33 protein-coding genes are annotated in these 25,283 nt (G+C 38.0%); 18 read left to right on the top strand and 15 right to left on the bottom strand.

Annotation, left to right across the window (positions count from 1 at the left end; all coding sequences use genetic code 11):
- The first annotated feature begins 71 nt into the window (after positions 1–71).
- From NSQ94_RS14720 to NSQ94_RS14710, 3 genes are all read left to right on the top strand, one after another.
- Positions 72–602 carry an HD domain-containing protein gene (locus NSQ94_RS14720; protein WP_063387069.1) on the top strand — a complete coding sequence of 177 codons (531 nt, stop codon included), beginning with the start codon at positions 72–74 and terminating at the stop codon, positions 600–602.
- Positions 603–665: 63 nt separating this feature from the next.
- The gene (locus tag NSQ94_RS14715) at positions 666–884 is read left to right on the top strand and encodes a spore germination protein (RefSeq protein WP_063387068.1); all 219 of its coding nucleotides are present in this window, start codon (positions 666–668) and stop codon (positions 882–884) included.
- Between the two features lie 78 nt (positions 885–962).
- Complete coding sequence (locus tag NSQ94_RS14710; RefSeq protein WP_066249236.1) at positions 963–1,211, top strand: YueH family protein; 249 nt, start codon at positions 963–965, stop codon at positions 1,209–1,211.
- A gap of 49 nt (positions 1,212–1,260) precedes the next feature.
- On the opposite strand, the gene NSQ94_RS14705 is transcribed toward NSQ94_RS14710, so the two are convergent.
- A complete protein-coding gene (locus NSQ94_RS14705; RefSeq protein WP_232515690.1) occupies positions 1,261–1,500 on the bottom strand; it encodes a helix-turn-helix transcriptional regulator in 240 nt (79 codons plus the stop codon).
- Positions 1,501–1,839: 339 nt separating this feature from the next.
- Between NSQ94_RS14705 and NSQ94_RS14700 the strand changes: the two genes are divergently transcribed.
- From NSQ94_RS14700 to NSQ94_RS14680, 5 genes are all read left to right on the top strand, one after another.
- Positions 1,840–1,980, top strand: a complete 141-nt coding sequence (locus NSQ94_RS14700) for a DegQ family regulator (RefSeq protein ID WP_063387066.1) — start codon at positions 1,840–1,842, stop codon at positions 1,978–1,980.
- 117 nt (positions 1,981–2,097) lie between these two features.
- Positions 2,098–3,030, top strand: a complete 933-nt coding sequence (locus tag NSQ94_RS14695; protein WP_339229525.1) for a polyprenyl synthetase family protein — start codon at positions 2,098–2,100, stop codon at positions 3,028–3,030.
- A 16-nt stretch (positions 3,031–3,046) separates the two neighbouring features.
- On the top strand, positions 3,047–3,214 hold the full coding sequence (gene comX / locus NSQ94_RS14690; protein WP_339229523.1) for a competence pheromone ComX: 168 nt from the start codon (positions 3,047–3,049) through the stop codon (positions 3,212–3,214).
- Between the two features lie 18 nt (positions 3,215–3,232).
- Positions 3,233–5,560: a histidine kinase gene (locus tag NSQ94_RS14685; RefSeq protein WP_339229521.1), complete on the top strand. Its 2,328-nt coding sequence runs from the start codon at positions 3,233–3,235 to the stop codon at positions 5,558–5,560.
- Positions 5,561–5,728: 168 nt separating this feature from the next.
- A complete protein-coding gene (locus NSQ94_RS14680; protein ID WP_066249242.1) occupies positions 5,729–6,367 on the top strand; it encodes a response regulator transcription factor in 639 nt (212 codons plus the stop codon).
- A 43-nt stretch (positions 6,368–6,410) separates the two neighbouring features.
- On the opposite strand, the gene mnhG is transcribed toward NSQ94_RS14680, so the two are convergent.
- The 7 genes from mnhG to NSQ94_RS14645 are packed head-to-tail and all read right to left on the bottom strand — an operon-like array spanning position 6,411 to position 12,174.
- Positions 6,411–6,776 (bottom strand): monovalent cation/H(+) antiporter subunit G, encoded by a 366-nt coding sequence (gene mnhG / locus NSQ94_RS14675; RefSeq protein WP_339229519.1) that lies wholly within the window; start codon positions 6,774–6,776, stop codon positions 6,411–6,413.
- On the bottom strand, positions 6,757–7,044 hold the full coding sequence (locus NSQ94_RS14670; protein ID WP_066249245.1) for a Na(+)/H(+) antiporter subunit F1: 288 nt from the start codon (positions 7,042–7,044) through the stop codon (positions 6,757–6,759). The genes mnhG and NSQ94_RS14670 overlap by 20 nt, the downstream gene beginning before the upstream one ends.
- Positions 7,044–7,520, bottom strand: coding sequence for a Na+/H+ antiporter subunit E (locus NSQ94_RS14665; protein ID WP_130157059.1), 477 nt, complete (start codon positions 7,518–7,520; stop codon positions 7,044–7,046). Before NSQ94_RS14665 ends, NSQ94_RS14670 begins: the two co-directional genes overlap by 1 nt.
- A gap of 5 nt (positions 7,521–7,525) precedes the next feature.
- A complete protein-coding gene (locus NSQ94_RS14660; RefSeq protein WP_130157061.1) occupies positions 7,526–9,010 on the bottom strand; it encodes a Na+/H+ antiporter subunit D in 1,485 nt (494 codons plus the stop codon).
- Positions 9,007–9,345 (bottom strand): Na(+)/H(+) antiporter subunit C, encoded by a 339-nt coding sequence (locus NSQ94_RS14655; protein ID WP_066249252.1) that lies wholly within the window; start codon positions 9,343–9,345, stop codon positions 9,007–9,009. The genes NSQ94_RS14660 and NSQ94_RS14655 overlap by 4 nt, the downstream gene beginning before the upstream one ends.
- Entirely contained in the window at positions 9,345–9,782 is a 438-nt protein-coding gene (locus NSQ94_RS14650) for a Na(+)/H(+) antiporter subunit B (RefSeq protein WP_339229517.1), read from the bottom strand. Before NSQ94_RS14650 ends, NSQ94_RS14655 begins: the two co-directional genes overlap by 1 nt.
- On the bottom strand, positions 9,754–12,174 hold the full coding sequence (locus tag NSQ94_RS14645; protein WP_339229515.1) for a Na+/H+ antiporter subunit A: 2,421 nt from the start codon (positions 12,172–12,174) through the stop codon (positions 9,754–9,756). The genes NSQ94_RS14650 and NSQ94_RS14645 overlap by 29 nt, the downstream gene beginning before the upstream one ends.
- 170 nt (positions 12,175–12,344) lie before the next feature.
- Here NSQ94_RS14645 and NSQ94_RS14640 point away from each other — a divergent pair, with 170 nt between their 5' ends.
- Positions 12,345–12,539 (top strand): hypothetical protein, encoded by a 195-nt coding sequence (locus NSQ94_RS14640; RefSeq protein WP_339229513.1) that lies wholly within the window; start codon positions 12,345–12,347, stop codon positions 12,537–12,539.
- Positions 12,540–12,675: 136 nt separating this feature from the next.
- On the opposite strand, the gene NSQ94_RS14635 is transcribed toward NSQ94_RS14640, so the two are convergent.
- A complete protein-coding gene (locus tag NSQ94_RS14635; RefSeq protein ID WP_144597766.1) occupies positions 12,676–13,077 on the bottom strand; it encodes a thiol-disulfide oxidoreductase DCC family protein in 402 nt (133 codons plus the stop codon).
- Positions 13,078–13,510: 433 nt separating this feature from the next.
- Between NSQ94_RS14635 and NSQ94_RS14630 the strand changes: the two genes are divergently transcribed.
- Positions 13,511–14,740, top strand: coding sequence for an IS110 family transposase (locus NSQ94_RS14630; protein ID WP_027725928.1), 1,230 nt, complete (start codon positions 13,511–13,513; stop codon positions 14,738–14,740).
- Positions 14,741–15,025: 285 nt separating this feature from the next.
- Complete coding sequence (gene kapD / locus NSQ94_RS14625; RefSeq protein ID WP_063387101.1) at positions 15,026–15,646, top strand: 3'-5' exonuclease KapD; 621 nt, start codon at positions 15,026–15,028, stop codon at positions 15,644–15,646.
- A 30-nt stretch (positions 15,647–15,676) separates the two neighbouring features.
- On the opposite strand, the gene NSQ94_RS14620 is transcribed toward kapD, so the two are convergent.
- Positions 15,677–16,060 carry a kinase-associated lipoprotein B gene (locus NSQ94_RS14620; RefSeq protein WP_063387055.1) on the bottom strand — a complete coding sequence of 128 codons (384 nt, stop codon included), beginning with the start codon at positions 16,058–16,060 and terminating at the stop codon, positions 15,677–15,679.
- Between the two features lie 127 nt (positions 16,061–16,187).
- Between NSQ94_RS14620 and NSQ94_RS14615 the strand changes: the two genes are divergently transcribed.
- Positions 16,188–16,385, top strand: coding sequence for a hypothetical protein (locus NSQ94_RS14615; protein ID WP_063387054.1), 198 nt, complete (start codon positions 16,188–16,190; stop codon positions 16,383–16,385).
- Positions 16,386–16,414: 29 nt separating this feature from the next.
- Here NSQ94_RS14615 and NSQ94_RS14610 read toward each other — a convergent pair whose 3' ends face one another.
- Positions 16,415–17,581 carry a MalY/PatB family protein gene (locus NSQ94_RS14610; RefSeq protein WP_339211077.1) on the bottom strand — a complete coding sequence of 389 codons (1,167 nt, stop codon included), beginning with the start codon at positions 17,579–17,581 and terminating at the stop codon, positions 16,415–16,417.
- Between the two features lie 75 nt (positions 17,582–17,656).
- On the opposite strand from NSQ94_RS14610, the gene NSQ94_RS14605 reads away from it, so the two are divergent.
- Positions 17,657–17,920 (top strand): DUF1871 family protein, encoded by a 264-nt coding sequence (locus tag NSQ94_RS14605; RefSeq protein WP_066249268.1) that lies wholly within the window; start codon positions 17,657–17,659, stop codon positions 17,918–17,920.
- Positions 17,921–17,934: 14 nt separating this feature from the next.
- Here NSQ94_RS14605 and NSQ94_RS14600 read toward each other — a convergent pair whose 3' ends face one another.
- Positions 17,935–18,735, bottom strand: a complete 801-nt coding sequence (locus tag NSQ94_RS14600; protein ID WP_066249306.1) for an alpha/beta hydrolase — start codon at positions 18,733–18,735, stop codon at positions 17,935–17,937.
- A gap of 159 nt (positions 18,736–18,894) precedes the next feature.
- Between NSQ94_RS14600 and NSQ94_RS14595 the strand changes: the two genes are divergently transcribed.
- From NSQ94_RS14595 to yugI, 3 genes are all read left to right on the top strand, one after another.
- Positions 18,895–19,395, top strand: a complete 501-nt coding sequence (locus NSQ94_RS14595) for an Lrp/AsnC family transcriptional regulator (RefSeq protein ID WP_063387051.1) — start codon at positions 18,895–18,897, stop codon at positions 19,393–19,395.
- Positions 19,392–20,561 (top strand): aminotransferase, encoded by a 1,170-nt coding sequence (locus tag NSQ94_RS14590; protein WP_186439307.1) that lies wholly within the window; start codon positions 19,392–19,394, stop codon positions 20,559–20,561. The genes NSQ94_RS14595 and NSQ94_RS14590 overlap by 4 nt, the downstream gene beginning before the upstream one ends.
- A 128-nt stretch (positions 20,562–20,689) precedes the next feature.
- Positions 20,690–21,055 carry a S1 domain-containing post-transcriptional regulator GSP13 gene (gene yugI, locus NSQ94_RS14585; RefSeq protein ID WP_066249272.1) on the top strand — a complete coding sequence of 122 codons (366 nt, stop codon included), beginning with the start codon at positions 20,690–20,692 and terminating at the stop codon, positions 21,053–21,055.
- A 249-nt stretch (positions 21,056–21,304) separates the two neighbouring features.
- On the opposite strand, the gene NSQ94_RS14580 is transcribed toward yugI, so the two are convergent.
- A complete protein-coding gene (locus tag NSQ94_RS14580) occupies positions 21,305–21,538 on the bottom strand; it encodes a DUF378 domain-containing protein (protein ID WP_063387049.1) in 234 nt (77 codons plus the stop codon).
- Positions 21,539–21,717: 179 nt separating this feature from the next.
- On the opposite strand from NSQ94_RS14580, the gene NSQ94_RS14575 reads away from it, so the two are divergent.
- Positions 21,718–23,067 carry a glucose-6-phosphate isomerase gene (locus NSQ94_RS14575; protein WP_339229510.1) on the top strand — a complete coding sequence of 450 codons (1,350 nt, stop codon included), beginning with the start codon at positions 21,718–21,720 and terminating at the stop codon, positions 23,065–23,067.
- A gap of 509 nt (positions 23,068–23,576) precedes the next feature.
- Positions 23,577–23,978 (top strand): YugN-like family protein, encoded by a 402-nt coding sequence (locus NSQ94_RS14570; protein WP_339229508.1) that lies wholly within the window; start codon positions 23,577–23,579, stop codon positions 23,976–23,978.
- Here NSQ94_RS14570 and NSQ94_RS14565 read toward each other — a convergent pair.
- Entirely contained in the window at positions 23,975–24,970 is a 996-nt protein-coding gene (locus NSQ94_RS14565; RefSeq protein WP_066249275.1) for a potassium channel family protein, read from the bottom strand. The two genes, NSQ94_RS14570 and NSQ94_RS14565, sit on opposite strands and share 4 nt — an antisense overlap.
- A complete protein-coding gene (locus tag NSQ94_RS14560; RefSeq protein WP_094245273.1) occupies positions 24,967–25,221 on the bottom strand; it encodes a protein mistic in 255 nt (84 codons plus the stop codon). The genes NSQ94_RS14565 and NSQ94_RS14560 overlap by 4 nt, the downstream gene beginning before the upstream one ends.
- Between the last annotated feature and the right edge of the window lie 62 nt (positions 25,222–25,283).

The raw sequence follows: 25,283 nt of genomic DNA, 5'->3' as shown, positions 1-25,283 counted from the left end.
AAAATCCACTTCCGTTGCGAAAATTTCGAACATATGGTATCTTATACAGAAATATTTAGGAGGGATGAGCTGTGAAAAGGGTCACTTTAATGGAAGTATTCACTCATCCAATTACACAAAAATATTTAAAACGATCTGGCATCGCTCACGCGATTAAAACGGCTGATCACGCTTTTCGTCTTGCGATAGCATTCAATGTAAATCCCGATCTTGCGACAAAGGCGGCGCTGTTGCATGATATTGGCCATTATGAATGGTACACGGACGGTAAATGGGATTATGAAAAATATCGAAAAAATGATATTCATGCAATAAAAGGAGCGAACAGAGCGCATAAACTGCTGATAAGGCTTGGGGAAAAGCCTGAAGCAGCCAAGCAAATTGCTTTAGCTATTCTCCTTCATACGGATTCGTATTTGCCTGATGGTAATTTAAAGCAAAATCCTCTTCAGCGTATAGTTCGGCTTGCTGATGAATTGGATGAAGAACCAGGCGGAATGCATCATTACCGTCAAATTGACGAAAAGCTGGCTTTAAAGAAAATTAGGACTCTAGATAAAAAAGTTGAAAAGTACTATTCTCAGTTAAAATCCATTGTATAAGCGAACAATTTAGACGTTTGATCATACAATACTATAAACAAACAATGGAAGTGGTGGTTTCGTTTGCCTTCTTTTGTAGGTCCAATTGAGATTAATGAAGTCGACTCAGGAATCATAAAAGTGGGTGACAGCTTTTCTATTTCTCCTAAGGCGAGTTTAAAATCTGCGCTTGGTTCAGGAGCTTTAAATGTTGGAGACTATGTAAAAACATTTGACGTTCGCAGCAAAACGAATGAACATTCGAAAAGTTTCTTTGATCAACCGATAATAGGGAATAGGTAAAATATTTTGCAAAACCTGAGATTGATTTTTCTTTCAACTCAGGTATTTTTTATATAGAGGGAAAAAAGGAGTGAAACAATGAAAGTACGAAAGGCAAATATAATACATAACGGTGAAGAGATCAGAAACGTCTATATTTATGAAAACAAAAAAGAGGAGTATATATTAGTTGCTGTACCGCAGCTTGAATGGTCCAAGATCATTAAATATGAAGAAATCAATGACAAAACAAGAGAACATTTACAAAATTCTATTGCAAAAAGATCGAATGAGAACATTGCCATTTCACTTTCTTCGAAAATTACTCAATGGATACAAGAAATGTAAATTTTCAAGAGGATTTGAGAAACATGTAACCTCTGCTGTCAGACGGAGGTTACATTAGATTGCTTTCTTTTCTCTCTACTAATTCTATGACATCATGTATGTCGACTTGTAATACGGAGCAAATTTTTGCAAGCTTATCTAGAGGAAGGCGCTTCGTTTTGTTGTGGCACATTTCCCATACAAGCGTATGGCGAATATCAGCTTGACGGGCAAGTTCTCGTTTGGTCATTCTTTTTTGTTTCAATAAATTGTCCAATTTAATATGTATAACATATTCTTTTTTTTCCACTATGTTCACCCTTATTTGTCATATCTTCTCGGGATTTAGAAAATATTCTATCAATGTTCTTTCGTTCATTCAACCCTCTTTTATCAAAATTTTCCTTCTTTTTTATATGAATTTAACAAATGGGGGGAAGAAGGAGTCCTTCTGTTATAAAAATCATGATCATGCAATCTTTATAACAAGTTTGCCATACATCGCAAAAAGACACATACAATCACATTGCGTGTTTTTCGGTATCACGCATAAAACTTCAAATTAGTTTTTCGGTGAAAAATGATCGAAAATTCTATAAAATAAATATGAAAGATCGAAAAAAGGATCTTTTCAAGGGAGTGTGATACTTTGAATCATCAAGAAATCGAAAAAATCAACAAGATCTTCTTAATGCTTGAAAGGGAGTTAGACGAAACGAAAAAGGCGCTTGATAATATCAATAAGAGCATTGACAAATACGATAAATATCAATATACGAAAATTGTATAATGAGGCGACGACCAAATTTGGTCGCCTTTTTTATGATAATATATATAATTTATAGTATAATAATTGTAAAACATCCATAGATTTCAAGCTGAATATAAATCAGATCAAAAGGAGGGGATGGCATTAAAAAGTGAGTTATTATTAAACAAAGTTCAAGTGGCAATGTTTATGAAGGATGCGGTCGAAAGGTCTGTAGACTGGCTTTATTTGCGGAATCTTTTGCATCGTTTTATCGAATCTAAACAAACATTTCCTTTTGCAGAGCTTTGTTATTTGCATGCGAACGTATTCAACAGCGAAAATGATGAAGAAGAATTGTACAAGCTTATGGCAGCTGTTGAATTGCTCGTCCTAGCTTTTGATATGTTTGATGATTTGGAGGATCTGGACAACTTTACAGAACCGTGGATGGATATTGATAGAGGGGAAGCGATTAACAGCTCATCCTTTCTTTATACGTTAACTTTATCGCATATCCATTCGCTGTCATCACCTTATCGTTCTGAGATCCTTGGTCTGTTTCTTGATTATGCTTTGCAGGCTATGAAAGGCCAGCATATTGATTTGGCAAATGCCGTGAAGACAGAAAAAGAGTGTTTGCAAATGATGAGATGGAAATCAGGTTCCCTTACAGCTCTTGCAGCTGAAGCGGGTGTCATGTTTGCATGCGGGAAAAGATACGAGGAAGTTAAGGAATACGGGCACCAAGTAGGGATTGCCGGCCAGATTGAGAATGATTATAAAGGATTGTTTACTCCGCATAAACAGGACAGGAAGTTTTTGAAGCCGTCACTGGCATTACTTTATTTGCAAAGGAAATTTAATCAAACAAGCGTGGATATTTTACAATATGTGCACAGCGGAAAAGACTTCGACGAATACTTTGGAAGCATTGTAGCTTTTAAAGAAAAGCTGTTGGAAGCGGGAGTCACCCAATATTTAAATGTGATGAAACACATCGCGCTTAAGAAGGCTGAAACTTATATAAAAAAACTTCCGCTGCCTGCTGAAAAATTGGATGAACTATTAACAAATTTAATCAAAAAATAAAAAAGGAGAGATCAATATGCAAGAAATCGTAAATTTCTTAATCGAAAACCCTGATGTTTTGGAGAAAGTCGTGAATGGACAAGCTAGTTTGATTGGAGTTAAAGATTCTGATGAACTTTTAGGCATTATTACTGGACTTACAGACGGTTTAAAATTGTTGCCGCCTGCTTCATTTTGGAAATAGTTTGAAGGGTGAAAATATTTGGTTTTTAATAAGGTAAAAATCGTTGATTTTGGATATAAACTTGCAGTATTTATAAGCTCGCTGTTTTTCTTTGTTTATATTTTTCAAATCAACCTCTCGTATCCTTATTTAGGAACAAGCATTGAAAAAAAATCAAAGGGTCAATATTATATTACAAATATTGACCCGAAAGCTTGGGCTGATCGAGCAGGACTAAAAATTGGGGATCAAGTATTAGAATTAAATGGAGTGCCTACTGAAAAGTTTTTTAGAGAGAGCAGTTTTTTTGTTTATCAAGAAGTAAAGAATTTAACAATCAAACGGGCAGATGGCGGTATATTTAAAATAAACGTTGAGGAAACATCATTAGATCTTCAAACATTTTTCATGATGATAATACCAATTATTCTTTTTCTTCTATCTATGTATTGCAGTTTTTTAGTCTATAGATCAAGTAAAAAATTAAAAATTTTATCCCCATATTTATTGAAATTTTTTCTATTATGTGTATCTCTTGCCTATTTATTTGCAACCAGTTCTGCCCGGGGAGACACTTTTTCCCAATATATGGTTGTTTTATTTTTTACTTTGACTCCAGTTATATATCTGCATTTTTTGTATCACTATTTTAATGAACATGGACAAGAATTATTTAATAAAAAAGTAATTATTTTTGGATATTTTCTTGTAATTGTAAACTTTTTAATTGAATACATAAATAAACAACCGTTAGACTTAGATATTAATTATAATTCGAAAGTGTTGAATCTAATCACCTTTCTCTTTTTATTGTTAATATCGTTTATAGTGAAAATAAAAGGAATGAGAAAACTTAAACTTTCCGAGATATCTTTTACGATTAGAAATTTAATTATTACAAATGTACTTGCTTTTGCACCTTTTGTCCTATTATATGTCATTCCGTATATTATTTTAAAAGATGTTTTGTTCTCACCAGTGTTCCTGTCTTCCTTTATGCTGTTAATACCTTTCGCCCTTGTGTATCAGTTTCTATCATCAAAGATATATGATATTGAGTTTATTTTAGGCAGAGTCAGATATTATGCTCTCCTTTCCATTTTGCCGACTATCTTTTTAGTGGCTTTTATCATACTGCTAAAAGAACATAATCCCAAAATTTACCCTATTCAACTTTCAATTATTATATATATATTAATGATATGTGTTTTTTATTTTAAAGAAATTGTTGACTTCCGCTTCCGGTTTAAGCGGTTTTCGGAAAAATATAATTATCAGGACAGCATTTTGAAGTATACGTCAAGGATCCGGAAAGCAGGCAGTTTAAAACAGATGATGGCTGAGTTAAAATCGACCATTTTAGAGGTTTTGAAGGTCAGCCGTGCATACTGCCTTGTTGTTCATGAGAGTGGACGGCTCGAAATGGTTGATGATGATGGGGACGGCGTTCTTTTAGAAATTGCCCCATACGAAAAAGATATTTTAAATGCTGTAACAGAAATAGGGAAAATTGTAGAATTTGATAAAGGGTTTGTGTTAACTGTCGGTGAAACGAATAGAAGGAAATATGTTATTATTTGCCTTTCTGTCATTAAAACGCCTAAACTGACTCGTGATGAAATTTCTTGGCTGAATTCCCTTGCTTTTTATACGAATGTAACTGTAGAAAACTTTTTGAAAATAGAAGAATTGATGGAAAGGCTTGAAAAAGCGGAAGAGGGAAACAGCAATCCTGCATGGCTCAAAAAACTGCTGTTTGCAATTGAAGAAAAGCAGCGCTCCAATTTGGCGAAAGATTTGCATGATTCTGTGCTGCAAGATTTGATTTCGTTAAAAAGGCAATGCGAATTGGTTCTGGAGGAATCTGGACAATATCCTGCTGCTACGATCGAAAAAATTCAGAGCATGAATCAAAACATTCTTGATATCATTCATATGACGAGGGAAACGTGTCAAGAGCTGCGTCCGCAAATTTTATATGACTTGGGACTCGTCAAGGCGGTATCAAAGCTAGTAGCGCAATACGAAGAACAGTGTAATTTTCAAATCCGCTTTAATACGGGGAATTTTAACAAGCAGCTTGATATAAACATGCAGCTTAATTTGTACCGGATCATTCAGGAGCTTTTATCAAATGCGCGCAAGCATTCGAATGCGAAGCAAATATTAATTATGCTCGTCAATATAAGAGAAAAAATTGTATTGCACTATGAAGATGATGGCGTAGGCATCGATGAAGAACTGTTGTATGCGAAAACAGAAAGCATGGGATTGTCCGGAATTAGAGAGAGGGTAAAAGCTTTGGATGGTGAAATGAAGATTGAGACTTCTCCGGGAAATGGATTTCGGGTCTTAATTGAAATTTAATCACATTCTTGGGGCTGTCTAATAAGTCGTTTTTACGGCTTATTGACGCCCCTTTAATGTTTTAGAAACGTTGATATATCGATGTTTATGATTTTTTGTTTTCAATAGGGATTTCACTTTATGGACAGCCTCATTTTACTGTAGATTTTGTCTAAAGAGGTGGAAAACATGATTCGTATTTTAGTGATTGACGATCATCCTGCTGTGAGAGAAGGGACAAAAGCGATATTGGAGACGGATTCTGAAGTTGAAGTGGATTGTCTGGAGCCTCCTTATACGGCTGAACTTATGAAGAAAATCGATTTTTTGCAATATGATGCAGTTCTTATGGATATGAATTTAGGTGACGTCAACGGGATTGAACTGGCAAAGCAAATAACATCTCAAGAACACCAATGCAAAGTCCTTCTTTATACTGGATATGATGTCAATGATTATATGGAAGAAGCGATTTCCTTAGGCATTCATGGAGTAATCAGCAAGACGGAGTCAAAAGAGAAAATATTATCTCACATTCGCCATGCGTTGCTTGGTGAGATTATTCTATCATTTGATTACGTAAAAAAATTGATTGAACGACAGACATTAAAGTCGCCATCTATGAAAGAAGCAAATGAGCCTTTAACAGATAGGGAAAAAATGATTTTAATGGAAGTCGAAAGAGGGCTAACAAATCAGGAAATAGCAGATAAGCTGCATTTAAGCAAAAGATCGATTGAATATAGTCTCACTTCCATTTTTAATAAGCTGCACGTCAGCTCTCGGACAGAAGCCGTATTAATTGCGAAGTCAGAAGGCATTCTTTAAATTAAGAAGTCCCGTCCAATTTGATTGCTATAAAAGATAAGGCTCATGAATGAACCTTATCCTTTGCTTTCTTTTTTTCTTTTAACTCATCAATTCTGCTGTTTTCCCATAGTTTCACTTTTGTATGGTAAGCTGCGCGGCTGATTAAATGTCCTGCTACAGGCGATGTTAAAAATATAAACAGGATTCCCAGCAAAACTCTTCCATTCATATGGTTTTCAAGCACCCAAAAATATAAGAACACCCCTAGTAAAATAGAGAGCACACCTAATGTCGCGCTTTTGGAAGCCGCATGGTTTCTCGTATATACATCTGGTAGCCTCAACACACCAATGGCGGAAATTAGGCTGAAAAAGGCTCCTTGGAGAATGAGATATCCGATCACAAACTTACTGATTGTTTCGATCATTTTCGATAATTTCTCCTTTCTCCAAGAATTTAGCAATCGATACCGTGCCGATAAAAGCTAAAATTCCAATTAATAAAATAATGTCCAAAAAAGCGCTTGTATCTAAAACAATCGACATGATCGCTGTGATCCCGACTAAGTTGATGCCGATCGCATCTAATGATATGGCGCGGTCTGGAACGGATGGGCCTTTGATGAGCCGAATCATCAATAAGAGAGAGGAAGCAGCGATAAGAGCCAAAGAAATCCAAATAATAAATTCAAACATTAACGGCTCACCTCCTTAATAGCTTTCTCAAAACTGCTTTTTATATCTTTTCTTGCTTGTTCGACATTCGCTATATCCACAGAATGGATATAAAGCGTTTTATTATCATCGGAAATATCAATAACAAATGTTCCTGGTGTTAAAGTAATGAGATTGGATAGAATCGTAATTTCCCAATCTTTTTCCAATTCTGTTTCAAAGGCAAAAATTCCAGGCTCCATTTTCAATTTTGGCGACAAAACGATTTTTAAAACAGCAATATTTGCAAGGACAAGCTCCTTCAAAAAGATGAATATGAGCTTTATGACAGCGGCAATATTGTACAGATAAAATCGTCTTGGAAAAAAACGGCGCAGCGCGAAAAGAATAATAATGCCTAAAAGATATCCGATAAAAAATGTGATGAATGAGTAGTCATCCTGCAAAAGCATCCATGTAATGGCAATCATAAAATTTAACAGTATTTGAAAGGCCATGTGATCTACTCCTTTAATACGGCTTCAATATAAAGATCAGGAGAAAGAAGAACCTGTTCCGCCTGTTTGATGTATGAAGAGATAAATTCTGTGCCAAGCCCGTAAAATAATGAGAGAGCAAGCAAAAAAGCAGCCGGAACGTAAAGACTTTTTACTTGACTGGTTTCCAGAACTTGCGGAATTTTTTCCTCTCCCCAAAAACCGTTAATAAATATTTTCATCACAGAATATAGGACTAAAAGGCTTGAAAGCAAGACTGCGAAAGCTAATACAAATTCACCTTGCTCAAATCCCCCTTGGACTATTTTCAGTTTCCCGATAAAACCGCTTAATGGTGGAATGCCGGCTAAAGCTAATGCGGCGATAAAAAACATCCACCCAAGTGTTGGGTATTTTTTTATTAGTCCACTGAATTTATCAAGGTTTGTTGTTCCAGTGATCGAAAAGACGATTCCGACCAAAAGGAACAGCAACCCTTTAATAATCATATCGTGGATCATGTAATAAACTGATCCCTCTAAACCTGATTCGGTCATTGTGGACACTCCGAATAAAATGACACCAACGCCTGTCAAAATGTTGTATATCACGATCTGTTTAATATCCGAGAAGCTAATGGCGCCAATAACGCCAAATATGATCGTAAGCACCGCCAGCCATGCGATAAACGTATGAGTAAATGCAATGTCCTGCAAAAAAATAAGCGTAAACACTCTTGTGATCGAATAGACGCCAACTTTTGTCAAAAGAGCACCAAATAGAGCCGTAACAGCTGCTGGCGGAGCCTGATAGGAGCCGGGCATCCAGAAAAAAAGCGGGAAAATGGCTCCTTTTAATCCGAATACAATTAAATACATGATGGAGATGGCCGCGATGATGCCGGATGAGCCTAATTCTGCGACTCGCAGGCTCAAGTCAGCCATGTTTAATGTACCTGTTACAGCATATAGAAATGCAACGGATATGACAAATAAAGCGGATGAAATAACATTTACTAAAATGTATTTAATAGTTTCTCTTAATTGCGGCTTTGAATTTCCGTGAACAATTAAAAAATAAGAAGACATGAGCATAACTTCATAGAACACAAACAGATTGAAAAGATCTCCTGTCAGAAAAGCACCGGACACTCCGGTCAATAAAAACATGACACCGGAATAGTAGAAAAATTTGCTTCGATTATAATCTACTATTTTGTAGGAAAATAGCAAACAGGCAAAAACAATAATGTTTGCCGTTAAAACAAGCAGAATCGCGTACATATCGGCTACAAGAACAATCCCAAACGGCGCTTTCCAATCCCCGACTTCAAGGGAAATGATTCCGTTTGTATGAACATAGTGAACAAGGAAAACGGAAATGCCGATATTTATAACGGAAGAAACAGCGCTTAAATATTTTTGCACTTTTTCTTGTTTATTGAAAAAAATAAGCAATACTGCAGTTATCATAGGAATAATAATCGGTAAAATAATGATATTGTTATTCATTTCTGATCATTTCCCCTCAATTGATCCATATCGTCTGTTCCAAGTTCTTGATAAGATCTGTAGGCTAACACTAAAAAGAAGGCTGTTACTCCAAAGCTAATGACAATTGCAGTTAATATAAGTGCTTGCGGCAAAGGGTCTACATAAGAAGCTGCGTGTTCATCTAGCAGCGGAACAGTTCCTTTTTTCAGTCCCCCCATCGTTAAAATGAGGAGATGAGCTCCGTGACTCAAAAGACCTGTTCCAATAATGATCCGCAATAAACTTTTTGAAAGCATTAAATATGTAGCTGTCATAAACAAAATTCCTGCAACAATGGAAGTTACAATCTCCATTATTCCGTCTCTCCAATCGTTTGAATAATCGTCATTGTCACACCAACAACAACAAAATATACACCGAGATCAAAAATGACAGCAGTCGCAAGATGCGTATCGCCTAAAACCGGTATGTGAACGTGGCCATGTGTATGGGAAAGGAACGGAACTCCGAAAAGAAAGGAGCCGATCCCCGATAAAATCGCAATCAATAATCCGAACGCCGCCACTTTAACATAATTAATGGGCAAAATCGCTTTCACGGTTTTGACATCAAAAGCGATCAATAATAAAACGATTGCTCCTGATGTGATGAGCCCGCCGATAAACCCGCCTCCAGGGGCATTATGGCCAGCGAAAAATAAATGGAACGAAAAAATGATCACGATAAAAAGTACGATTTTTGTAATTGTTTGCAAAATAAGATCATTCGTTTTTAAAGCCGTTTTCTTCAACGTCTTTCCCTCCTGTGCGAAGGCGAATCATACTGTAGACAGCAAGCGCTGTGATTGCCAAAACAGTTATTTCAAACAGCGTGTCAAAGCCGCGGAAATCGACTAGTATAACGTTGACGACATTGTATCCGCCGCCCAAGCTATAGCTTGTTTCCAGAAAGTATTCCGCGATCGTTTTTCCAGTGCGTTCGCTGCTTGCGGAAATGGCCAGCAGCGTTACAATCCCCCCGACGCCTGCTGAAATTATAAAATTCACCAGGCGGAATCTTCGAGTTTTATCTTTTTTCTGCAGCTCAGGTAAGAAATAAAAAGCAAGCAAAAACAAGGCAGTTGATACCGTTTCAATAACTAGCTGCGTTAAAGCTAAATCCGGCGCTCTAAATAAAACGAAAAACAGTGCGAGTGAATACCCGACGGAGCTAAGTGCAATAATGGCTGTCAATCTGGATCTTGCCAAAACAGCTGTGATTGAACCGGCTATCATAACAATCGACAGGATCAATTCATAAATTCCGACAGGTGCAGCATCATCCGCAGTAAAAGAGATTGATTGCTTGATGATCATTGTCGCTCCAACTGCCATGATAATAAATGCAAAAATATAGACGAGATAGTCGCGAATAAATCCAGTCATATAAAAGCTTGTCAGCCGGTTGGAAGTTTTGCCTACCGTTTTTAAAGAATGATCATATAATTGATTGAGCGTCATCCTTTTCGGCTGCAGATCGTAAACTCTTTTCCATTTTGACGCTGTCAAGTATAGGAATATTCCAAGTATCACTACGCCAACTGTCATCCAAAATTCCGCAGTAAAGCCGTGCCAATGTGAAATATGGATGTGAAAATGTTCTCCATCCTTCAACACGCTAGGCATGACAGATTTCATTGCCGGTTCGATTAAGCTGTAAGCAAGCAAGTTTGGAAAAAATCCAAAAATAACAACAAGGGATGCCAACACAATAGGCGGAATCAGCATTCCGATCGGCGCCTCGTGGGGTTTTTTAGGCAGATTTTCCAGCTGCAATTTTCCAGCAAATGTTTTAAAAACAAACATCATGCTGTAAATAAATGTAAAAATACTGCCGATCCATGCGAGCACTGGAAGTAAAAACCCCCATGTTTCTGTTTGAAATACATCCATGTTCAATACTCGAATCATACCGGTAAAAAACATTTCCTTGCTTAAAAATCCATTAAATGGTGGAAGACCTGCCATAGAAAACGCGCCGATTAAACCGATCGTAAAGGTAATGGGCATAAGGGACATGAGTCCGCCAAGCTTTCTAATATCTCGAGTGCCTGTCTCATGATCAACAATGCCTGCAACCATAAATAGGCTGCCTTTAAATGTCGCATGGTTAATCAAATGGAAAATCGCTGCTAAAATCGCAACTGAATAAAATTCAAAATGATCAAACAAGAGGGCGGCGGAGCCGACACCTAAAAGGGACATAATCATGCCGAGCTGGCTGACAGTTGAAAAGGCTAACATCGCTTTTAAATCTGTTTGTTTCACCGCATGGAAGGATCCCCAGAATAAGGTGAAAATTCCGAAAAGTGAAACGATCCAAAACCATTCGGCACTTCCTGCAAATACAGGTGTGAATCGAGCAACTAAATAAATGCCTGCTTTCACCATCGTTGCTGAGTGGAGATACGCACTGACTGGCGTTGGCGCTTCCATCGCATCAGGCAGCCAAATGTAAAAAGGAAATTGGGCGGATTTTGTAAATGCTCCCAATAAGAGCAGAATAAGGGCTGGGATAAATAATCCATTGTCGGCGATACTGCTGCTTTGGGCAATTGTTTCACGAATGCTGAATGTTCCAGTCATGATGTAGAGCAATATAAATCCGCCAAGCATGGAAAGCCCGCCGAAAACAGTAATAAGCATCGATTTTAGCGCCCCGTAACGTGATCTTTCCCGATAATGCCAATAGCCAATTAATAGAAAAGAAGAAAAGCTGGTAATTTCCCAAAAAGTATATAAAACAATAGTATTATCAGTTAAGACTACTCCAAGCATTGACCCCATAAACATCAACAAATAAACGTAAAACGCATTCAGCTGTTCTTTTTCCTTCGACAAATAGTAAATCGAATAAAGAACAACGAGAGATCCGATACCGGTAATGAGCAAAGCAAACAGAAGGCTGAGTCCGTCCACATAAACAGCAAAATCAATTCCTAATGATGGAATCCATTTAACAGTTTGTACGATACCTTCTTTATACTTAACTCCCGGCAAAAATTGAAGAAAAAATATGAATAAACATATAGGAAGGGGAAGCACAAACCATCCAGTATGTATTTTCCGAAATGTCTTATATAGGAATGGTACCATGAAAGCAAATAGAAATGGAAATAATATAGCCCAATGCAGAAATGTCATGTAAACCCTCCTTATCCAATGTTTTGGACTAGCTGTATTTTATTGTTCTCAATATTTTTTGCATATATAGCATTTTAAATTTCAAGTTCATAAGACCACAAATATCGTATCAAAAAAATCATAAAATGTATATTTTTTTGTGAAATTTCCCACCTTGAAAATGAGGTGGTATGATGACAAAAAAGGTAATGACAGCCGTTTTAATTTTTATCTTATTATTCAGCATTTCATGGTATTTGCATGAACAAACGAAACAGACGTATGTACATCCATCATATGAGTGGACGCCAATCAATACTTTTTCCAAAAATATGAATGAAGAAAAATTTGCACCAAGAGAATACATTCGTGTCATCAATTACTAAGAATGAAATGCCAAAAACATTAAAGAAAATACAAGTAAAATCGAGTTTTTTAAAAGAAATTGGCGATTGTCCAGTTTCTTTCTTTACAGAAAGAAAAATTTATGAGATGAACAGGCAGTTTTAAAAATTCCTCGGATTATTGTAAAAAACGTTTTTTTATGTTTTCACTAGGAAGGATGCATTTGTTTTTTTGACCGAACCATTTATATCGGTTTTTAGCAATGATCTGATAAATAAAATCGCGAATTGGTTTCGGGATGATGATGAATCCGTAAAATATTTTCAAAAACCCGCTTAAGTGTTTGGCGATATGTAAAGCAGCAGTGGATTTTGTATAACAGCGATTCCCATCCGATAATACGAGCGAATCAAAAGATTCAGTCGAAAGGCCGAATTGCTGTAATAATTCCTTTCCCTTGCTTGATTGCAGCGGTGCGAATATAAAAATTTCATCTGGATCGTGCGAAATGATGAAATTTACGGTCGAATCGCAAAAATTGCACATGCCGTCGAAAAGAATGATTTTTTTTGGCTTCATCGATATTCACTCCTCGTATACTAAGTTTCAGAAAGTTTTTTTATCGAATTTCCAGTCCGATACGCTCCTTGACAATCGCATATCTTGGGTGGTTGCCTTTGTGGGAGGGGCGCGCCCCTCCCACAAAGGGTTGAGCGTACCGGGGTTGGACTTTTCGCAATGTTCCTGGATAATGGTCTTAGGATCATCGGGGATACTCTTCTCACTCCTGTAGCTTTGACTACTTGTAAAGTCTGTCTCCTCGGCCCCTGTTTGGACGTCTAACCCGCAGGCTGTTCCCGTTGGTTTTCCCCATGCTGGAAGGAGCAGCTTCCAGGGCAGCCCATGGTCCAACGTGAGTTCTCATATGCGAGGGTGACTGGTCAACAGGCGCGATCCGGGGGCATCCCGAAGAGTCCTACCCCTCGATCCTACAACAATAGGAGGTGATCTCATGAAACTCTACGTCGGGATCGACGTGAGCTCACGCGACTTAGCCACCTGCATTATGGATCATGAAGGAAATACGTGCGCACGCTTCAAAGTGGATAATCATCTTCTGGGCGCCACCTTCCTTCGGGATCAAATCCTCCTGTGGGCTAACAAGCGAAAGCCAACCGAAATTCTGATCGGGATGGAAGCCACCTCGGTCTACAGTTGGCATCCAGCTATGTTTTTCCACCAGCAGGAGGCCTTGCAGGCTTGGAACGTCAAGGTGTTTACGATCAATCCAAAGCTCATTCGCAAGTTTAAAGAAGCCTATGTCGACTTGGAGAAAACGGATGACATCGATGCTTGGATCATTGCGGATCGGCTTCGCTTCGGCCGTCTGAAGATGACGGCTGTCCTCAAGGAGCAGTTTCTCGCGCTTCAGCGACTGACACGCATGCGATATCATCTCGTCCACCAGTTAACCCGTGAGAAACAGTATTTTCTCCAGCACTTGTTTTACAAATGCAGTTCCTTTACCCAAGAGGTGGACAGTTCGATCTTCGGACATGCCATTCTCGAACTGCTGCTTGAGTCGTGGAGCCTCGATGACATCTGCCAAATGGATGTCAAGCAGTTGGCCGACTTCCTGCGCCAAAAAGGGCGCAATCGCTTTGCCGATCCGGAATGCATCGCCAAGTCGATTCAAAAGGCGGCCCGTTCGTCGTATCGGTTGTCCAAGTGTGTCGAGGATTCCATCGACTTGCTGTTAGGGCTGTCGATTCAATCAATCCGCAGCCTGCAATCGCAGCTCAAAGAGCTCGATAAAGCCATTACCCGCCATCTTGAAGGCATTCCGAACACACTGCAAACCATCCCAGGCATCGGACCGGTTTATACCGCAGGCATCCTGGCCGAAATCGGGCAAATCGAGCGGTTTCACAACCAGGCCGCCTTGGCAAAATATGCCGGCTTGACATGGTCCAAGCACCAATCGGGCCGTTTTCAAGCCGAGGACACCTCCCTCATTCGTTCCGGCAATCGCTATCTCCGTTACTACCTAGTGGAGGCTGCCAACTCGGTGCAACGGCATGATGCGACGTTTCGTGCGTACTACCGGAAGAAGTATGAGGAAGTGCCCAAACACCAACATAAACGAGCCCTCGTCCTCACCGCTAGAAAACTCGTGCGTGTGATCGATGCGCTGCTACGCAACGGTCAAATCTACACGCCAAGAAAGGGGGAAGATCGATAAGAGGATCGATCTGGTATACCAATATCAACCTTTAGACCCAGTTTATTACATGTACCAATACTGGGTTTCTTCAGTATTGCCTTTTTTCGGATCATCGGACAAGGGAATTTCCAATTTCTATGATTTTTCACCTTGACATATTACCGCAGGACTTTCTTCTATTTTATAATAAAAAATTCATAAAAAATTTTTTATTTTCCGAAATGGAAGATATTTATTCTTGTTAAATGATATAATGAAGTAACGGTGTTTTCGGAGCAGTGATTCATAAGGGGGGAGGATAACGTGGAGGCCAAGAAGCAGTTATTTATTGATTTTGAATTTACAATGGCTGAGAACAAAATGAATCCGGAAGGCTTTTTTCCGGAAATTATCGAAGCGGGTGTCGTAAAGGTAGAAAGGGGAAAAATTAAAGAGACGTTTTCCACATTTGTAAAACCTAGATTTTTTCCAAAATTAACAGAACGATGTAAGCGTTTTTTGGAAATTACCCAAGAACAAGTTGATAACGGTCTATCGTTTTCCGAATTGGTTCATCTTCTTCGCAAGCTTTCTTTTGGGGAAGAAACAATGATCGTGACATGGGGCAACATGGACATGAAAGTTCTTCGCCATAATTGCAAAGAGCATGGACTGCCATTTCCAATAGCAGGTACGGAGATCGATTTATCAATGGAATATAAAAAATTTTTTGGCGACCGCAATCAAACAGGATTGTGGAAAGCTGTGGAGGAATACGGCAAAAAAGGAATCGGCAAGCATCATCGTGCACTTGACGATGCGTTAACAACTTTTAATATTTTTAAGCTGATTGAAAAAGATAAGCAATATCTTTTGAAACCAAAGCCGCTGACAATTGGTGAACGAATAGATTTAACAAAATTATGGCAAAAGCAAGCGACATGAAAAGGCCAGCTGCAATTTGTAGTGGCCTTTTCATAATGCTTTAAAATATTCTCTCTCTAATCGATTCAAGTTTTCAAGAGAACGCAATGCCCAATCGCTTCCATCTTCCTCAAGCTCCTTCTTTAAAGCAGCGGAAGCTTCTTTCAGAGAAGTTTCGTAATCAGGAATTTCCCCGTTATAATGGTGAACCATTTTTTTTGGAATATTTGCTTGTTCATTGAAGGAAAGTGCTTTGCGTTCATGAAAGAACGGAACATCTGCTTGTTTCGGCTGGTGCAAATCCCCTTGCATCGGATGTTTTAAAACCGCTTTTACTCTTACTAAATAATGATTCTCCCGAATTTCGGTAACTTCCCCGATATATTTACCGGTTTTATAAATGCCTGTAACGATATCCCCGACTTTTATGTCCAAAGTTTTCCCCTCCAGCAATTGTAATGTTTTCACCTATTGTACACTTTTATTTTCAGAGCAGATGGCATGATAAAGCAAAATTTTGCTATAGTAAAAGATAGAATGGATTTGAAAGGTCGTGATGATCATGGAATGGCTTCTAAATTTTATTCTATATTTTCCGGAAAATAAAATTGAATATTTATATGGTTTTTTGCAAATGGTTCCGTTTATCATTTTAGCTGTAGTTGCGATCATTTTTTTTAAAAAAATATCCCGCAAGGAAGAAGAAAAAGCGAATGAGCTGCTGAAAAAGCTTTCAGAAAATGAGAAAAAAAGAAGCTGAAACCGGGAGGCGATGCCTCCCAACGAATGTTAAGAAAGAGCCGTTTTTAGTCTCTTTAATCCATCTAGGACCATCTGCCGCGGACAGCCGATATTCATCCGCACAAAACCTTCTCCAGCCTTGCCGTATTTACTGCCCAGTTCCAATGCTAATTTTCCTTTTTCAAGCAGCTGTTTTTTTAATTGTTGTTCAGTCATATTTAATGAACGGCAATCAAGCCAAATTAAATACGTAGAATCAGGATGGATTACGTTTATACTTTTTAAATGCTCCCCAATATATTGTTCGACAAGTTTTACGTTTTCTTCAAGGTAAAGGAGAAGTGAATCCAGCCATTCATGTCCGTTATTGTAGGCTGCTTCCATTGCCGTAATGCCAAAAATATTTAAAGAAAAATGCCCCTGCTTTCTTTTCACTTGTTTAAATTTACCTAATATTTTCTTATCAGGAATGATCACTGCTGAAGCTTGAAGGCCGGCAAGATTAAATGTTTTGCTTGGCGCAATAGCTGTAATGGAATTTTGAGCAAATGATTCACTGATGGAAGCAAAAGGAGTGTGCTTATTGCCGAACAGCAAAATATCTGAATGAATTTCATCTGAAAAAACAAACACGCCGTTTTCTAAGCACAATTCGCCGATTTTTGCAAGCTCCTCTTTTGTCCATACTCTTCCGCTCGGGTTTTGCGGGTTGCAAAGAATCAGCATTTTGACGGATGGATCTGCCAGCTTTTCCGCCAAATCTTCAAAATCGATAGAATAACGCCCGTCTTTTAAAACTAATTCATTCTCCACAACAATGCGTTTATTATACTTCACCATGTCAAAAAAAGGCTTGTATACCGGGGGCTGAATCACAATCCGATCCCCCTCTTCCGTTAATGCTTGGATGGCTATGCTCATTGCTTCCACTACGCCTGAACAAAAATCAAGTGAATCGGCTGAAATTTCCCATCCATGTCTTGTTTTTAGCCAATTTTGAACCGATTTTTTTGTTTTGGAGGCGACGCCAGTATAGCCGTACACACCGTGTTCGACTCGTTCTTTCAAAGCCGCTATGACCGCATCGGGAGATTTGAAATCCATATCAGCTACCCACATTGGCAAAACATCTTCATGTCCGAACAATTCTTTTGTGAAATCCCATTTGTAAGATTGTGTTCCTTTTCTTTTTATTACTTGATCAAAATCACTCATCTTCTCACCTCAATACCAATGTATATGTGCTAAAATACAATTGCAAACATTTTGTACCAATTTGGGGGAAGCGATATGGAACAAAAAGAGGCAAATTTATTTATGATTGAACTGTTAAGTGAATGGGATCCGCTCCAACTGGGCAATGATGCTTACGAACTGGAAATAGTTGATTGCATTCAAGCCGTTCATACAATTGATCACCCTTTACAGTTGGCTAGGAAGATTCAGTCAATTTACGAATTCTCTTTTGAAGAGGTTATACCTTTAAAGGAATGTGAAAAAATCGCCAAAAAACTATTGGCGATTAAAAAAAATGTGTCATGCCAATTATTGTAAAAACACTTGCCTATTTAGCCGAAACAAAAATCAAAAATGTGATTACTAACATGATATGGCCGCTCTTCAGGCACTAAATGGCCTGTTTGTTTGAAGGAGACAAAACGAGAGATGGGCAAATCTTTCTGAAGCTGGTATCCGACTTCGATTGGAACGATTTTATCTTCTTCCCCCCATACTAATAAGCATGGAATTTCAATCGTTTTTAAGTCTTGTGAGGAAAGATCTCCTTCACGTTCACGAATCATTCGGGTCAATGCTCTGAAAATTTTATCGTCATAAAACGGTTCGCTATATCCGTATATCATGTCTTCGTTAATGAGCGATTGGTCGTGCACGACACTGCATAAGCTTTTCCATACGCCTTGCCTGATAAATTGTCTTTTAACGTAAAGGTAAAAACACGGGAGATATGAACAAAATATGAGAGAGGAAGGCATCTTTTGCATATAACCAGAGCTGCAAATGAGCACAATTTTTTTAAACAAATCAGGTTTTTGCTTAGCTGCATATAAAGAAATTTGTCCGCCCATGGAATGGCCGACAATTACAGCCTGTTTGATTTGCAGACGTTCTAAAAGCTCTATAACCGCTTTTGCCATGTTGTGATAGGAATAGAAAAACTTCGTTGCTTTTTCGGATTTCCCAAATGGGGGAAGATCAATGGCTATAATGGAAAAGTGCTTTTTTAATAAAGGGATTAATTTTCTGTAGCTGAAGGTGGAGGATAAAAATCCATGAATCAGCACGATCGTATCTGTTTGTTGTGGATGATGATAATATTCGTAATATATATTTGTTCCTAATATTTTCATCTTGTGATGGATTTCCTTTAGCAATGCTTATTTCTCCTTTCAGTAATTTTGTACCGTTAGTTTATCCATCAATTTAAAAAATTTTCTGGCATAGTGATGTAAAAATTCTGGAACGTGATATAATTATCTGAAGATTCCATTTTAGGGGGATTTACAAAAATGAAATTGACTGAAAAGGAAACAGAAATTTTAGAAATTTTGGAGGAAGACAGCCGCTTAACACCTGAAACAATTGCGAAAATGATTGGACTTTCTGAGGAAGAGACAAAGAAATTGATTTCAGGTTTAGAAGAGAAAAAAATCATCGTGAATTATGCGACAACTATTGATTGGAAAAAGGTAGACGGACATGAAGGCGTAACAGCCATGATCGATGTAAAGGTGGCTCCAAAAAGAGGCGTAGGGTTTGATGAAATTGCCGAACGCATTTATCGATTTAACGAGGTTAAATCGGTTTATTTAATGTCAGGCGCTTATGATCTTTCTGTCGTGATTGAAGGAAAAACAATGAATGATATAGCCCGTTTTGTATCGGAGAAGCTGTCAACGCTTGAATCCGTTTTATCTACAACAACACATTTTATTTTGAAAAAATATAAACATGACGGAATCATTTTTGATCACGAAGATAAAGATAAAAGAATCGTGGTGTCACCATGAAAATGAAGACGTTAAATTCATATTTGTCAGAAACTGTCATAAATATGAAGCCATCAGGCATCCGCAAGTTTTTTGACCTAGCTGCCAATATGGAAGGCGTTATTTCACTTGGTGTAGGAGAGCCTGATTTTGTCACTCCATGGAATGTACGCGAAGCCTGCATTCTTTCCTTGGAACAAGGATTTACGTCTTATACAGCAAACGCTGGATTGTATGAGCTTCGCGAAAAAATCAGCGAGTATTTGTTCAAACGTTTTGATTTACAGTACGATCCGGCTGAAGAAATTATTGTAACAGTTGGTGCGAGTCAAGCGATCGATATAGCTTTCCGGTCTATTATTAATAGCGGGGATGAAGTATTAATAATAGAACCTTGCTTTGTTTCATATGCGCCTCTGGTCACTCTCGCGGGAGGGAAGCCTGTCAGCGTATCTACCTTTGGAGAAGAAGAATTTAAAGTCAATCCGGAAATTTTGGAAAAATATATTACAAGTAAGACAAAAGCCATTATGATTTGTACGCCAAACAACCCGACAGGAACGGTTTTATCGAAGAAAGAGCTGGAAGCAGTTGCACAAATTGCTAAGCGATATGACTTGCTGGTAGTGGCTGATGAGATTTATGCTGAGCTCTGTTATGAAGATGAATATGTAAGCATGCCGAGTATTGAAGGTATGAAGGAACGGACAATTCTTATTTCCGGCTTTTCTAAAGGCTTTGCCATGACAGGGTGGCGGCTTGGGTATATAGCTGCTGACCGAGTTTTTGCGCGTGCAATGTTGAAGGTTCATCAATATTCGATCATGTGCGCGCCGACAATGGCCCAATACGCTGCATTAGAAGCATTGGAAAATGATGAAGATGTTTTATATATGCGGAAAAGCTATCAAAGAAGAAGAAACTACATTGTTCAGTCGTTAAATGAAGCCGGTTTATTTTGCCATATGCCGGGCGGTGCCTTTTATGCTTTTCCAAGCATTAAAAGCACCGGATTGTCTTCCGAGGAATTTGCGGAGAGATTGCTTTTAGAAGAAAAAGTAGCAGTAGTCCCCGGCAATGTTTTTGGCCAAAGCGGCGAAGGATATATTCGTTGTTCATACGCATCATCTATGGAGCAGCTTCAAGAAGCGATGAAAAGGATCAAACGATTTGTACAATCTTTATAATGCTTTTATTGCCTGGCCTAATATGAGGCCAGGTTTTTTTATTTATTTTTGCTCAAATGAGTACATTGTGTTATAATTGATCACCGCATATTCGTTTTAAGCAGAAATTATGAATTAGGAGTGTTTAAATGGCTAATCAATATCCTATCGGGGCTGTTTTAGTTGGTAAAGTGACAGGAATCCAGCCGTACGGTGCATTTGTAGCATTGGATGAAGAAACGCAAGGTCTAGTGCATATTTCGGAAATTGCCCACGGATATGTAAAAGATGTCCGGGATTACTTAAAGATCGGCGATGAAGTAAATGTAAAAATTCTTTCGGTTGATCATGAATCGGGAAAGATCAGCTTATCCATTAAGGCAGTGGAAGAAAAATCAAAACCAATTGCTAAACAAAAAACAGAAAGCGAAGCGTCAAGAGGCTTTAACACATTGCGTGAAAAGCTGCAGGAATGGATTGAACAATCAAAACACGAAAATATTATAAAAAAATAAAGACATACGCATCATGGTCATGGCGGAATTTTACGGAAACGTTATTGTAGAACACGAATTTGCTTTTTAATACTTATTCGTGTTACAAAGACTGCGCTAATGAAAAAAACCGGCAATTATGCCGGTTTATTTGAACCCTACTTTTCGGTTCTGTCGATTTTAGAAAAAAATTATAGAAGGTTTTTTTACAGAAAATTATGTCGATTTTTTAAGCTCCGAATTTTGATCTCATTGAAATGCTTGTTGTCTTTATCTTGTTTCCGTCTTAGGCTCATTACGGGCAAATTCTGCATCAGGTTTAAATAAGAGAGCAAGATTAATGAGACCGGCAATACCGACTATACCATAAATGATTCTAGATAAAGCAGCATTTTGGCCGCCAAAAATAGCTGCCACAAGATCAAATTGAAAAAATCCGATAAGACCCCAGTTCAGGGCTCCGATTATTGTAAAAAGCAGTGCAATCCGCTGTAAAGTGCTCATGTTGCTACCTCCTTTAAGTTGAATTTTTCCTTATTAACTTGTATCAAAATGAAAAATTTATACATCTAATAGCAGGAATAATGAGCCTGTTCTGTTTATTGTTTTCTTGATTTCGACAAATATTTTCGATAAAGTGGAAGACATGGCAGATAAATTTTTAGAGATGGAGGAATTGGCTTATGGCACATGTACGTTTTGATTACTCTAAAGCTTTATCTTTTTTTAGTGAGCAAGAATTTACATATTATCAAGATTTTGTAAAGGTTGCCCATCATTCCTTGCATGAAAAATCAGGTCAAGGAAGTGATTTTTTAGGCTGGATCGATTTGCCGCAAGATTATGACAAGGAGGAATTTGCACGGATTCAACAATGTGCCGAAAAAATCCGTTCGGATTCTGATGTATTGCTTGTCATCGGAATCGGAGGTTCTTATTTAGGTGCTCGAGCTGCAATTGAAATGTTGAACCATTCATTTTTTAATGCTCTTTCAAAAAGCCAAAGAAAAGCGCCGCAAATTATTTTTGTCGGAAACAATATAAGTTCTACATATATCCAAGATGTTATTGATTTTATAAAAGAAAAAGATTTTTCCATTAATGTCATTTCTAAATCTGGAACAACGACAGAACCAGCGATAGCGTTCCGAATTTTCCGCAAATTATTAGAGGATAAATATGGAAGAGAAGAAGCGAAAAAACGTATTTATGCTACGACAGATAAAGCGCGCGGAGCCCTCAAAACACTCGCAAATGAAGAAGGATATGAATCATTTATTATCCCGGATGATGTCGGCGGACGATATTCTGTTCTAACTGCTGTCGGGCTTCTTCCGATTGCGGTAAGCGGAGTGGATATTGAAGAGATTATGAAGGGCGCTCAAGATGCAAGAAGAGATTTTTCTTCTTCCGAGCTAATGGAGAATCCAGCTTACCAGTATGCCGTTGCGCGCAATATTCTTTATAATAAAGGGAAAACAATTGAAATGCTCATCAATTATGAGCCGGCTCTTCAATATTTTGCGGAATGGTGGAAGCAGCTTTTCGGGGAAAGTGAAGGAAAAGATTTGAAAGGTATTTTCCCTGCTTCAGCCAACTTTTCGACAGATCTGCATTCGTTAGGACAATATGTGCAAGAAGGGCGCCGGGACATATTTGAAACGATCTTACATGTAGACAAGGTACGGCATGACATAACGATTGAAGAAGATGAAAGCAACCTGGACGGATTAAATTATTTAGCCGGAAAATCTGTTGATTTTGTCAATAAAAAAGCATTTGAAGGGACTCTCTTAGCTCATACTGACGGGGGCGTACCGAACCTCATTGTTTCCATTCCTGAATTAAACGCTTATACATTCGGATATCTCGTTTATTTCTTTGAAAAAGCTTGTGCAATGAGCGGTTATTTACTTGGCGTTAACCCGTTTGACCAGCCAGGCGTAGAAGCATACAAAATCAACATGTTCGCTCTTTTAGGCAAACCGGGCTTTGAAGAGAAAAAAGCTGAGCTTGAAAAACGCTTGAAATAAAAGGGAATCATGTAAAAAAGAACGGCAATTGCTGAATTTTCCTTTGCCAAGCAGACAGAATTTGATTAAGCAGCAGCTGTAGCTATTTCTTGCTACAGCTGTTTTATTTTTGTTTATCTGCTGCCCGCTTCCGACAATTGGAATGCAATGTTGCTCTTTTATTTCTTTATTTAGAAAAATAAATACACAATTTGCTCTTCATGGCAATATTTTTGACTGTCACGTTATATCCCTTCCATTAACAGAAGCCCTTTAACTTTTATCTGTCCGCTGTAAGAGCGTGGAGAATATTATTGGGAAGAGGGATCCGCATAGTTAGAGCAAAATTCGAAATAAAAAACCAATTTTTTAACTTAAAATAATGACTTTCCATCAAACGAAAAATTCGCTCGAATATTTGCCGAATGCAAAAATCGCCATTTTCCATAAAGCTTGAAGAGCATCTTTCATGACTACTTTTTCACCATTGGGTAAACATAATAAAAAATGAGCAGGAAGGTGTTTGAGTTATGATTGAAATTTCTTCATCTTTGGAAGGAAAACAATATCCTTTATACGATTTAGAACTGGAATTAAAACAGTTAGGATACACAATTGGAGGGAATTGGGATTATGATCACGGTTATTTTGATTATCTGATGGATGATGACGACGGATACCACTTTTTAAGAATACCGTTTCGTGCTGTCGACGGGCAATTGGATGCACATAATGCAACGGTAAGACTCGGCAGGCCTTTTATTTTAACCCACAAATATAAAGAGGGACTTGACGATCATGCGGCAATTGGAAACTTCCAAGCCTCCTTTAATCAGTTTTCCGAACCGGCGGAAAAAGATGCCGATGTTTCAGAGCCCTATGTTCAATTAGGAGAGACACTAATTCAAGAGCTTGAAAGAAGATTAAATTAGTTTTTTAAAGCTATTAAACAATCGTGTTGAACGACTGTAAAATTGTGGGGAGGGTTTAGAAAAATCTCTTCCCCTCTTTTGATGCCAAAAAGAATGATGCCATTGGAAAACAGGTCATTATGTAATTGCTGAAAATTTTTCCCGATGTCCTGGTCTGTTGGAGATTCAATTGTTAAGCGGGCGCCGTATGCTTTCCCGAGCTCTAATATAACATTCGAAAATCCATTCTGAAATAAGAAGCTATTTAAAAAGACTTGACCAACCACCTGGAAAGATTGAATAATCTCATCAGCTCCCGCCCGTTTGGCATTCAATGTTTGTGTTTTTGTCATCATTTCGCAAATGGTGTACACGGACGGATTTGACGCTTTTACCGTAATTAATACTAAAATCGTTAGCATGTCTGCTTCCAATTCGTTTCTATGTTGATCAGCTGTGATGAAGACAGCTTTTGCCTCTTTAATGTTTGCTTTATTTAAAATTTGATCATCGGCAGGATTTCCTTTAATAAAGTGTATGTTTTCATCAATATAAGGTGCCTCGGATAATGTTTGGTCGATAAGAACAATAGGGCAGTAAAATTTTATAATACGCAGTGTTTCAATAATCTCCTTTGTTTTTTCATTCCAGCCAATTAATAAAAAATGGTTTTTCCCTTTGAAAGGAATTTCCCCGTCAATATAGGCGTTTTGCCTTTTTACAGCAGCAGCTGATAAATTCGTAAAATAGGATGTTAAAAATGCTACTCCGGTCAAAATTAGTATCATTCCGAATGTACGTCCCAAAAAAGTTTTTGGAACGAAATCGCCATAACCGGTTGTAGACATTGTTACAAGAGCCCACCATATGCCTTCAAAAGGTGTAGGAAACTCCTTCGGTTCTATGTAAGAAATCATCGTGCCAAACAAAATTAAAATCATTAACACAATAACAGACATTCGGATAAAAACCGGCCACCTTAAATATTGAATCCAAAGCTTTGTCGATTTCATGATTTACTTCCTTTCGTTTCGGCAAGAAAAGAGAAAATTTCTGTAATAATTGTATTGATTTTTTTGGAAACGGCCTCTTTTCCGTATGCATCGACCGCGCGTTTAATCGCCTTGATGGTTTGATCTTCAAATTCTATAATGCTTACATCTTCTTCTGATTCATTGTACAGCTCGATAAATACATCTAACGCATCGTTCATGTTATCAATTGCGGTACTCAGTTGTTTTTTCTCTTCATCATTAAGTTTCATCTCAACACCCCTGTATTAGTATGTGCAAATTCTTTTTTGAAAATGAAACTTTTCGTATACAA

Source organism: Aeribacillus sp. FSL K6-2833 (assembly GCF_037965815.1).
GTDB classification, from domain to species: Bacteria; Bacillota; Bacilli; order Bacillales; family Aeribacillaceae; genus Aeribacillus; species Aeribacillus composti.
This window is presented reverse-complemented; position numbering and strand designations above follow the sequence as displayed.

What these genes read in the sequence shown, in the direction of transcription:
- NSQ94_RS14710 (WP_066249236.1), top strand. Translation starts at nt 963, where the DNA reads ATGAAAGTACGAAAGGCAAATATAATACATAACGGTGAAGAGATCAGA.
- NSQ94_RS14695 (WP_339229525.1), top strand. Translation starts at nt 2,098, where the DNA reads ATGGCATTAAAAAGTGAGTTATTATTAAACAAAGTTCAAGTGGCAATG.
- comX (WP_339229523.1), top strand. Translation starts at nt 3,047, where the DNA reads ATGCAAGAAATCGTAAATTTCTTAATCGAAAACCCTGATGTTTTGGAG.
- NSQ94_RS14680 (WP_066249242.1), top strand. Translation starts at nt 5,729, where the DNA reads ATGATTCGTATTTTAGTGATTGACGATCATCCTGCTGTGAGAGAAGGG.
- mnhG (WP_339229519.1), bottom strand. Translation starts at nt 6,776, where the DNA reads ATGATCGAAACAATCAGTAAGTTTGTGATCGGATATCTCATTCTCCAA.
- NSQ94_RS14670 (WP_066249245.1), bottom strand. Translation starts at nt 7,044, where the DNA reads ATGTTTGAATTTATTATTTGGATTTCTTTGGCTCTTATCGCTGCTTCC.
- NSQ94_RS14665 (WP_130157059.1), bottom strand. Translation starts at nt 7,520, where the DNA reads ATGGCCTTTCAAATACTGTTAAATTTTATGATTGCCATTACATGGATG.
- NSQ94_RS14660 (WP_130157061.1), bottom strand. Translation starts at nt 9,010, where the DNA reads ATGAATAACAATATCATTATTTTACCGATTATTATTCCTATGATAACT.
- NSQ94_RS14655 (WP_066249252.1), bottom strand. Translation starts at nt 9,345, where the DNA reads ATGGAGATTGTAACTTCCATTGTTGCAGGAATTTTGTTTATGACAGCT.
- NSQ94_RS14645 (WP_339229515.1), bottom strand. Translation starts at nt 12,174, where the DNA reads ATGACATTTCTGCATTGGGCTATATTATTTCCATTTCTATTTGCTTTC.
- NSQ94_RS14640 (WP_339229513.1), top strand. Translation starts at nt 12,345, where the DNA reads ATGATGACAAAAAAGGTAATGACAGCCGTTTTAATTTTTATCTTATTA.
- NSQ94_RS14635 (WP_144597766.1), bottom strand. Translation starts at nt 13,077, where the DNA reads ATGAAGCCAAAAAAAATCATTCTTTTCGACGGCATGTGCAATTTTTGC.
- NSQ94_RS14630 (WP_027725928.1), top strand. Translation starts at nt 13,511, where the DNA reads ATGAAACTCTACGTCGGGATCGACGTGAGCTCACGCGACTTAGCCACC.
- NSQ94_RS14615 (WP_063387054.1), top strand. Translation starts at nt 16,188, where the DNA reads ATGGAATGGCTTCTAAATTTTATTCTATATTTTCCGGAAAATAAAATT.
- NSQ94_RS14610 (WP_339211077.1), bottom strand. Translation starts at nt 17,581, where the DNA reads ATGAGTGATTTTGATCAAGTAATAAAAAGAAAAGGAACACAATCTTAC.
- NSQ94_RS14605 (WP_066249268.1), top strand. Translation starts at nt 17,657, where the DNA reads ATGGAACAAAAAGAGGCAAATTTATTTATGATTGAACTGTTAAGTGAA.
- NSQ94_RS14600 (WP_066249306.1), bottom strand. Translation starts at nt 18,735, where the DNA reads ATGAAAATATTAGGAACAAATATATATTACGAATATTATCATCATCCA.
- NSQ94_RS14595 (WP_063387051.1), top strand. Translation starts at nt 18,895, where the DNA reads ATGAAATTGACTGAAAAGGAAACAGAAATTTTAGAAATTTTGGAGGAA.
- NSQ94_RS14590 (WP_186439307.1), top strand. Translation starts at nt 19,392, where the DNA reads ATGAAAATGAAGACGTTAAATTCATATTTGTCAGAAACTGTCATAAAT.
- yugI (WP_066249272.1), top strand. Translation starts at nt 20,690, where the DNA reads ATGGCTAATCAATATCCTATCGGGGCTGTTTTAGTTGGTAAAGTGACA.
- NSQ94_RS14580 (WP_063387049.1), bottom strand. Translation starts at nt 21,538, where the DNA reads ATGAGCACTTTACAGCGGATTGCACTGCTTTTTACAATAATCGGAGCC.
- NSQ94_RS14575 (WP_339229510.1), top strand. Translation starts at nt 21,718, where the DNA reads ATGGCACATGTACGTTTTGATTACTCTAAAGCTTTATCTTTTTTTAGT.
- NSQ94_RS14570 (WP_339229508.1), top strand. Translation starts at nt 23,577, where the DNA reads ATGATTGAAATTTCTTCATCTTTGGAAGGAAAACAATATCCTTTATAC.
- NSQ94_RS14565 (WP_066249275.1), bottom strand. Translation starts at nt 24,970, where the DNA reads ATGAAATCGACAAAGCTTTGGATTCAATATTTAAGGTGGCCGGTTTTT.
- NSQ94_RS14560 (WP_094245273.1), bottom strand. Translation starts at nt 25,221, where the DNA reads ATGAAACTTAATGATGAAGAGAAAAAACAACTGAGTACCGCAATTGAT.